Origin of the sequence: Lachnoclostridium sp. (genome assembly GCF_031997925.1) — a bacterium.
Taxonomy (GTDB): Bacteria; Bacillota; Clostridia; order Lachnospirales; family Lachnospiraceae; genus Lachnoclostridium.
The window spans coordinates 91,817-100,295 of record NZ_DAMADT010000008.1; the positions used below are offsets into that span (position 1 = coordinate 91,817).

At 34.0% G+C, this 8,479-nt stretch carries 6 protein-coding genes and 1 pseudogene; 1 reads left to right on the forward strand and 6 read right to left on the reverse strand.

Translation table 11 applies throughout. The annotated features are described in order from the left end of the window. Positions 1 to 389: 389 nt before the first annotated feature. From RTP52_RS07725 to RTP52_RS07735, 3 genes are all read right to left on the reverse strand, one after another. A complete protein-coding gene (locus RTP52_RS07725; protein WP_312103187.1) occupies positions 390 to 1,685 on the reverse strand; it encodes an ABC transporter substrate-binding protein in 1,296 nt (431 codons plus the stop codon). A 17-nt stretch (positions 1,686 to 1,702) separates the two neighbouring features. After that, positions 1,703 to 2,797: a beta-galactosidase BglB gene (gene bglB / locus RTP52_RS07730; RefSeq protein ID WP_312103189.1), complete on the reverse strand. Its 1,095-nt coding sequence runs from the start codon at positions 2,795 to 2,797 to the stop codon at positions 1,703 to 1,705. A 226-nt stretch (positions 2,798 to 3,023) separates the two neighbouring features. Beyond that, the gene (locus tag RTP52_RS07735) at positions 3,024 to 4,190 is read right to left on the reverse strand and encodes an MFS transporter (RefSeq protein WP_312103191.1); all 1,167 of its coding nucleotides are present in this window, start codon (positions 4,188 to 4,190) and stop codon (positions 3,024 to 3,026) included. 169 nt (positions 4,191 to 4,359) lie between these two features. On the opposite strand from RTP52_RS07735, the gene RTP52_RS07740 reads away from it, so the two are divergent. Further along, on the forward strand, positions 4,360 to 5,253 hold the full coding sequence (locus RTP52_RS07740; RefSeq protein ID WP_312103193.1) for an AraC family transcriptional regulator: 894 nt from the start codon (positions 4,360 to 4,362) through the stop codon (positions 5,251 to 5,253). A 6-nt stretch (positions 5,254 to 5,259) separates the two neighbouring features. On the opposite strand, the gene RTP52_RS07745 is transcribed toward RTP52_RS07740, so the two are convergent. The 3 genes and pseudogenes from RTP52_RS07745 to RTP52_RS07755 form a co-directional block, all read right to left on the reverse strand. Continuing rightward, a complete protein-coding gene (locus tag RTP52_RS07745) occupies positions 5,260 to 6,132 on the reverse strand; it encodes an AraC family transcriptional regulator (RefSeq protein WP_312103195.1) in 873 nt (290 codons plus the stop codon). Between the two features lie 28 nt (positions 6,133 to 6,160). Continuing rightward, positions 6,161 to 7,258, reverse strand: a complete 1,098-nt coding sequence (locus RTP52_RS07750) for a glycoside hydrolase family 88/105 protein (RefSeq protein WP_312370305.1) — start codon at positions 7,256 to 7,258, stop codon at positions 6,161 to 6,163. A gap of 25 nt (positions 7,259 to 7,283) precedes the next feature. Then, positions 7,284 to 8,479, reverse strand: a pseudogene (locus RTP52_RS07755) (hypothetical protein); the annotation flags it as partial.

Sequence of the window (8,479 nt, forward strand, 5' to 3'; positions counted from 1 at the left end):
AAACCCTACAAAATCCATAGTTTTCCAACCATCGAAGTTTGTAAAGGAAAAAACAATACTTAAGATTAATGGAAGTATGAAAAATATTGAGAATAAAAACAGCGCTGGTGCAACGAACAACCAGAACGCACGGGTATGGCAAAATGCCTGTTTCTGTTTACGCATTTATTCTTCCTCCTGTAAATTCAAAGCACGTGCAGTTTAGATTGTTCCAACTATATTTATGCAGTAAATCATGTGAGAACTGTCAAGGGATATTCGCAATCCGCTTACGCTACCAGCTCTACCTCATTGCCACCATGTGGCATGCAATCCTCATCACATGATTTACTACATTGAAATATTTAGTTTTTTTACTACTGGACTACAATCACTAACTCACGAATAGCTTATTTAGCGATTTCCCACTTTGAAGAGTCGCTTAATTCTTTAGCGAATGAATCTAATGCCTTTTGTGGAGTTAATTCACCACTTACAGCACGTTTGATATAATCTCTGTATTCATTATCTTTGTAAGTTCTCCAAGCAGAGCTTTCATCTACTCTAAAAGATTCCGTTACATTAGAAACTTCACTTTGAATTACTTTAAAATCGTCTGCAACTTTTGCATCTGCTGGAGTGTATACAACTGATTTAATTGCAGATAACCCTTTATCATTTTCTATATAATTTTTGAAATTATTTTCTTCGTAGAACCATTTAATGAACTCTAATGCTAATTCTTTGTTTGGAGCTTTTTCAGGAACTGCTAATGCTTCTCCTCCAATGATTGCACCTTGTGAAGAAGTTCCCTTCGGTGATGGCATAACACCAAATTCAAATTTTACATCTGAACTAATAGGAGTGTAGTTCCAAGAACCTGATAATAGGATAGCTGCATCACCATTTTTGAAGTATTCCACTGGATTATCAGTAGAACCACCAGCCCAAATTGCTTTTGGCATAACACCCTTATTATTTGCTTCCACAAACTTAGTTAAGGTATCAACATTTTGTGCGCTGTTGACAGTTACCTTAAAAGTGTCGCCATCTTTTTGCACTAAGGAACCACCATTTGCATACATTAAGATATCATATCTAGCTCTAGATACATCAGCCGCAAAACCATATTTTGCTGCACCACTTTGTTGTATCTTTTCTGCATTCGCATATAATTCATCCCATGTCCATGGATTATCTAGTGTAGGTGCCTCTACGCCAGCAGCTTTTAATGCATCTGCATTATAAAACATACATGTTGTTGTAAACTGTCTTGGAAGACCTGAAATCTTATCAGATTTATAATCTTGACCAACAATCTTTAACGCTGATTCTTCAAATAAGCTTGTATCAACAACGGTAGACATATCTACGAATTCTTCTGGATATAACTGATGTAATCTTGTTGTAGCAATTAAATCTGGAAGATCTTTGTTTTTTGCCATTGCTGGGAACTTAAGTAACTGATCATCATGGGAAATAATGATTTTATCAAGTTTGTTACCTGTTTCCTTGCTCCACTGTTCTAACGCAATATTGAGTGGATCTTGCTCTCCTTTATCTTCTGGAAGTAATACTTTTAATGTACCAGTCTTACTACCATTTTGACCTGCGTCATTGCTTTTATTCGCACTACATCCTATCATAGATGCCCCCAATGCTACTACTGTTAATGCTAGAGTTACATTTTTTAATAACTTTCTCATAAGTTTCTACCTTCCTTTTATTTATTTTGAAGTTTCATTACTTCCATTAAGTAAAGCATCGCTAATGCCTGTCCATATGGCATTGGCTTTAATTCAATATCTTTGTAAAACTGTTTCGAATCTCGTCCCATTGGAGTGCCATAAGACACTTGGTGTAAAATTCCTTCTTCGTTGGTATAATTTAAGATTTCATTGAGTGGTTTTAATGCCACCTCTGTATAACTTTCATCTAAAATCCCTAAGGAAACACCTTTTAATAATCCATAACCAAACCCACAAGTTGCACTCGCTTCTACATAGGAAGTTTCATCATCGACTAACGTACGCCACATACCATTTTGTGCCTGAAACTTTTTTAAACTTTCAGCCTGCCTTATCAATGCATTCGTAAGCATTGTCTTGACAACATGATCACATTCAATCATTTCTAAGAATTCTGGTATTGCAATTGTTATCCAACAATTTCCTCTTCCCCAAAAAGCACTCGCAAAGTTATGGTTTCCTTCAAAGGTCCATCCATGATACCAAAGCCCAGTTTTTGTATCACAAAGATATTTTAAGTGAAGCATAAATTGATATTTTGCTTCTTCTATATATGCCTGATTGTTTAAAATCTTACCTACCTTAGCCAAAAACAGCACTGTCATGAATAAAGTATCATCCCACAGCTCCTGATCATTTAGGGTATCAGAAGTTATATGCTGAAGGCCTCCTTCTTTTGTTCTTATGAAGTCCTTCATAACAAATTCTGCCCATTCTACGCATAATTTCATATAATCATCACGTTTTAGATGCTCTGCTAGAAAAGCTAATGTTAACATTGGTGCCATTGTATTTACATTTTTACTCGGTAGCCCTAACTTAATTTGTCTTTCATAGTAACTTGTTAAAATTGATAAATACTTCTCATCTTTTGTGAACTGATATAAATTCCAGAATCCATATAAACCAACACCCTGTGTCCATTCCCAATGCTGATAACGCCTAATATCATCATTTACTAAAGCATTCTTTTTCATACCATCCATAAATGCAGTATCTTCTTCGTACAATACCTTTTCAAAACTAGTTGCATAAAGTGATATCACTTCATTCCAATCTTTTTGTTTCATCTTAACCTCTTTCTGCGTATTTAACTTGCTAGGAAGTTGAATACTGCGCTACTTAGTAGTTGAAACCTAATGTTTTAAACTACTCTCCCTTACCTTTTGTATAAGCCAATCATACAAAAAACGAGGAACAATATCTACGCATATTAAGTTATTTAAATCAAATTATATTGCATTTTTTGCTTCCGTTGACGCAAACCCAACCAACCACCCAAAAATAAGAAATTTTTTATGCGCCTACTTTCTTTTTCAAAACAAGAAAACTACTAAAAAAAGCTATCATACAAATTGGAAGTATCATCATACTGATTTGATAACCAAGGGCAATTACTAAGCCTCCAAAAATTAAATTAAAGCCAATATCAAATAAAGTTGCGATACTTACAATGGCTCCTGTTGCTGTTGCTACAACTTCCTCCGGAAATACGAAGCGAATCAAAAGAAGTAGTGTAGGATAAATTATCGATACCGAAAGCCCTGAAATCCCAAGTAACCAAAGACCATTTGTCTTAAATAGAAAGCCAAGAACAAATAATGCAGTACCCATACCTCCAAATATTTGAATACTCTTTAGTGCCCCTATCTTTTGCACAAGTGGTGCAAATAAAAGTCGCCCTATCATAATACCGCCAAAGAATAACGACAAAATCGATGATGCTTTTGCTTGGTTAATCTGCAATCCATTTACTGCATAAGTTAGAAACCAGTTTAAGATTCCGTGTTCTGCAATAAAATAAGTCCCAAAGATAATGATTAATAATAGAAATCCTCTTGTTTTAACTACCTGTGCATAAGAAATCTTTTTCTTTTCTTTCTTATGTTCTATCGTTGGAAATTTTGTCATGGCTATCAGAATAAAACTAATCAGCCCAAGTAAAAGTAACACAAGATTAATATACTTCCAGGAAGCAAACTCATAAAAGAATCTACCTATAATGTTCTGACTACCAGAAGTACCAAGCCCTTGTACAAAGTAAAATAAGTTCACCATGAAGATAGGAGAAACCACAAAAATTATAGGTGTTAAAATACTGATTGCTGTATTTAACAATGTGGAGGTTCCCATCGTAATAAACATACCTACTAACAAAAACAAATAACTATCTGTTACCACATAGGTAGTAATGGCGGCCATCCATAACGCCAATACGGATAGAATTACTGTCTTTTTATTGAATCGATCAAGTAAATTACCACCTACAGAAACAAAAACTAAATTACCCAAATAACTCACCATAATAATGACTGACAACTGCATGCTACTGATAGAGAAATGTTCTTCAAATGCTGGAGCGAAAATCCCACGAAGAGAATCATTCATTCCTAGTGCTATCATTAAAATCATAAAACTTACAGCAATCATAACCGTAGATCGTTTTGACATAGTATTCATCATTTGTATTTCTTTCCTCATTTTCTTAAAATATATTGATATATGAATCGATGTAGGCTAAGTATATTGATTTTTTACGTCAAAATCTATCGTTATTTTGTCAAAGCGTCCATAAAACATTGCATATTTTGCTTTCTTATTATAAAATTATCGCAAAGGGAGGCTTTCTTCGATGCATAATAATTTACTTTACGAACAAAACTATCAAATTAAGATTAATACTGGTGAAGATTCTTTATTTTATCATTTTGACTATGATGAGCGATCCTATCAAGTTAATATGGACTTTCAACATTTTCACTCATTTTATGAAATACACATTCTCTTAAGTCCTAAAGCCTGCCACATAATTAATGGTATCCCTTATGACATTAAAATGAATGATATCGTCTTACTACGCCCTTCGCTTCTTCACAAAACTGTATACTCCCCTGGTTTACCTAGTAAAAGACTAATTATTAGTTTTATCTTACCAGAATCCTTTTTCCTAACAGACCTTGCTTTTCAAAGTATTTTAAAACCGTTTTATAATGCCGTACCAATTTATCGCTTTGATCAAACGAAAACAGCAATTCTCAATCATGTTTTGAATGAAATTTTTGAGTTATCAAAGAAGTTAATTCCCGAAGAGTTAAAAAAAATTCTCATTCACCATAAATTCGTTGAATTTTTACACAAACTTTGGGAACTTGATTCCCATAATATTTATATAAAAGAGGATTTTGAAAATGATCTAAATCGTAAAATATACGACATTACCTTTTATATACACAACCATTATCAAGAAGATATTACATTAGAAAAACTTGCAAAGCAGTTCTATATCAGCCCTTATTATTTATCACACCAATTTAAAAAGATAACTGGTTATACCCTGACTCATTACATCCAAATGACAAGGATTAGAAATGCACAGTTTGCTCTAATTAATACTCATTCTAAGATTACAGAAATTGCTTCCAACTGCGGATTTACTAGTTTTTCACAATTCAACCGTGTATTTCAGAAATTTTGTATGGTGTCACCTTCTGATTTTCGTAAGTCAAACCAGCCATATCATGAATAAATTATCCTACTCTTGCGACCACTTCTTTGGTGTTGTCCCTGTCATCTTTTTAAAGATACTAACAAAATGACTATCACTGTTGTAAGATAGTGCAACTGCTGTTTCGGTTACCGAATATCCTTTTTTCAACATCGTCTTAGCAGCTGCAATCTTACAATTGGAGATATACTGACTCATTGTGAAACCAGTTTTCTTCTTAAAATAATGACTTAGATAATATTTATTCATATAAAAATAATCTGCTATTTCTACCAAGTCTAACTTATTCTCTATATTAGCATTGATATATTTCTTAATTTGTTCAATTAGCTCACGGTCCTCAATACTGTTTTCTAGTATTAATTCATGTTCCTTACCGCGTTCCTCGCTGATTGTTAAAAAATCAAACTGTTGATTTACATATACAATCAGCTCTAACATTGCTAATGTCATTCTCATATTGTCATGTTTTGTATTACAATTCAGATGCAATGCTTCAATTTTTTGAAACAACTTAATTATCTCAGTCAGGTGTTCCTCTGAAAACCTTATCATATGGATAAAATCTTCTGAATCTTCCTCAAAGTACTTGGTAAATGAATACCCCATTGTGGTCCCTAACTGAACAATGGGTTCAGGGTCAAACATTAATACAAATCTCTTGTACTCTTTCCCTTCTACACCCTCTGTTTTATGGTACTCTCGATTATTAATTAAAAATAAATCACCCTTTTTAACCTTGAATACTCGATCATTGATATATATGGAAGCCCCCTCCGACATAAATAGAATAATTTCATAGTTTTTATGAAAATGAAATCCCTCCATATTCCAATCCTGCGTATTTCCATTATAATAGTAAAAAGGCTCGAATTCCTCATAAAAAACACGTTGTTTCATACACTACCTCTATTCGTAACACTTATGTTTACAGTTGCGTAAGTAACTCTTCCCACTCTTCTTCTAACAGTTCTTGAAGCATAACAATCATTAGTGCTTGTCCATAGGTCATCGGACAGCATGGTATGTTTTGATAAAATTCAACATCGTGACCAATTGGAGTTCCATAAGAGACACTTTCGACCACTCCATCTTTCGTAATATAAGGTAATATCTGCTTTACACCCTCTATAATAACGGGAAGATAGTCAACTTTTGATAAGTAGCCTAATCTTACTCCCTTCATAATACCTGCTAAAAATGCAGAACACGCTGATATTTCAATGTAGGTTTCATCATGATTAATAACCGTATGCCACAAACCTAACTTAGGATCTTGATATTTCTTTAATGCTGCTGCCTGCATCTTATATACACTTAAGAAATGGCGTGCAATTGCAGTATCCAATTTTGTTTGCTCAAGGTATTCTATAATTCCTACCGTATACCAGCTATTACCTCTAGCCCACATTACTTTTCCATAATTGTTATTTTTGTTAAAATTCCAACCATGATAAAACAGGCCTTCCTCTTTGTTAAAAAGATATTTGATATGGTTGATAATCTGATAATTGGCTTCATCGATACAATCTTGACGGTTTAAGATTTTACCAGCTCTTCCTAAGAAAAGAACAGTCATAAAAATCGTATCAATTAAGATTTCACCGTCGTTTGGATCACCTGTAATCATATGCTGAAAACACTCATCTTTCGTTCGAATCAACCCTTTTTCTTCCATGATCCAATCAACAAAAGACTGAATGTAGTTTAGATAACTTTCTTTCTTTGTAATCTCATATAAATATGTTAACGTGAGCATCGGTGATGTTGTGTTTACGTTCTTTTCATAGATTCCTTCTTCAATTCTCTGGTTATACCAACGAATTAAGAAATTTAAAATAGTTTCCTCTTTGGTCTTACAGTAATACTGGTATAATCCAAAGAGACCGACCCCTTGTGGCCACTCCCAGCACTCCATATCAATCAGACTAACCGGATACTTTTCTTTCGCACCATTATTCTTTAATAACATCATTCGGTCACTTACCAAATTCAGTTGTTGTTCTATCATTTCTCTTGTTGCCATTGCAAATCCTCACTTTTCTGTTGTGCTACTCCGTCGTATGAGTTTGGATTGTGGAGATATTTAGTATTCCTTGGCTTGATAAATGCTCTTTTCGTAGCATCGATTTCTCTTGATATAAAACATCATCCTTTTCCAATTTAAAACTTCCATACTCTGAATCAATTATTTCATATCCAGTTTCTGTTGCTTGTATTAAGGTTTTCTTCATATGCGCATAGAAATTTTGTAGGGATTGATATTCTTCTTTTCTTCCCACTTTAATAACCCAAATATTATCTCGGCCAAAACTAATAAATTCGCGGAATTTACAAGGTCCCACTGATTGCATCATTAATCCTTGTTGCGCAAGAACACCAATGTAGGAATCATTTTTTTCAATCACTACACAACTCACATCGCCAATATAATTATCACATTCTTGTAGTGGTATATAAGCATGTGTAAAATCAATACGATGTGTTTCTGGAATATGATATTCCAAAATTCCTATATTTTTATACTGAACTCCACGAGGCAAACTACCATTTCCAGCCCAAAAATTCGGTCTTCCATTACCATAAGGCTGAATTTCACCGGGATGATTAATAAATACTTGTGCTGTCTTATCTATTGTAGCTTGCATAATGTGTTCCTGGTACCCTTCAGTAAATGGTCTGAAATTTACTGCTGTAGATAACTGCACACGATTGTTTTTATACATATAGAGATCTACATGCTTTTCAAAACCTTGTGTCTTTTCCCAGATAAGTTCTTCTTTATCTCCTAATGACAGATAGCGATTATAATCAATAGGAGGCTCATAATCACCCAAAATAAAGGCTATATAAGCAAGTGCTGCACGGTTTAAGCATCCGTGATTATAAGCAATGTAGAGTAGAGAGGTAGTTCCTGCGGTATAGTTACCCTTTAATTCTTTTTCATAACTTCTACCAAATGTCGTCATGATAGCTCCGTCATGCGAATTGACCGCCATATCATAAAAGAGACGGTTTAACCCTTCCTTAGCAAATGCTTTATACTTACAGCCATCCTCTGCTAAGTTATATAACGAGCAAAGCCCTAACACATCCACTGGAATGTATGCATTGGAATTCCATTCTGTAATATAATCGCTTAAGAAATAGGAAAACCATTCATCTAATAATCCTTCCGCTTTCAGTGATAACTCTCTTCCTGTTAAGGATGAACTTTCAAAAAGGCTATCCTTAAAAAACTGGCCTG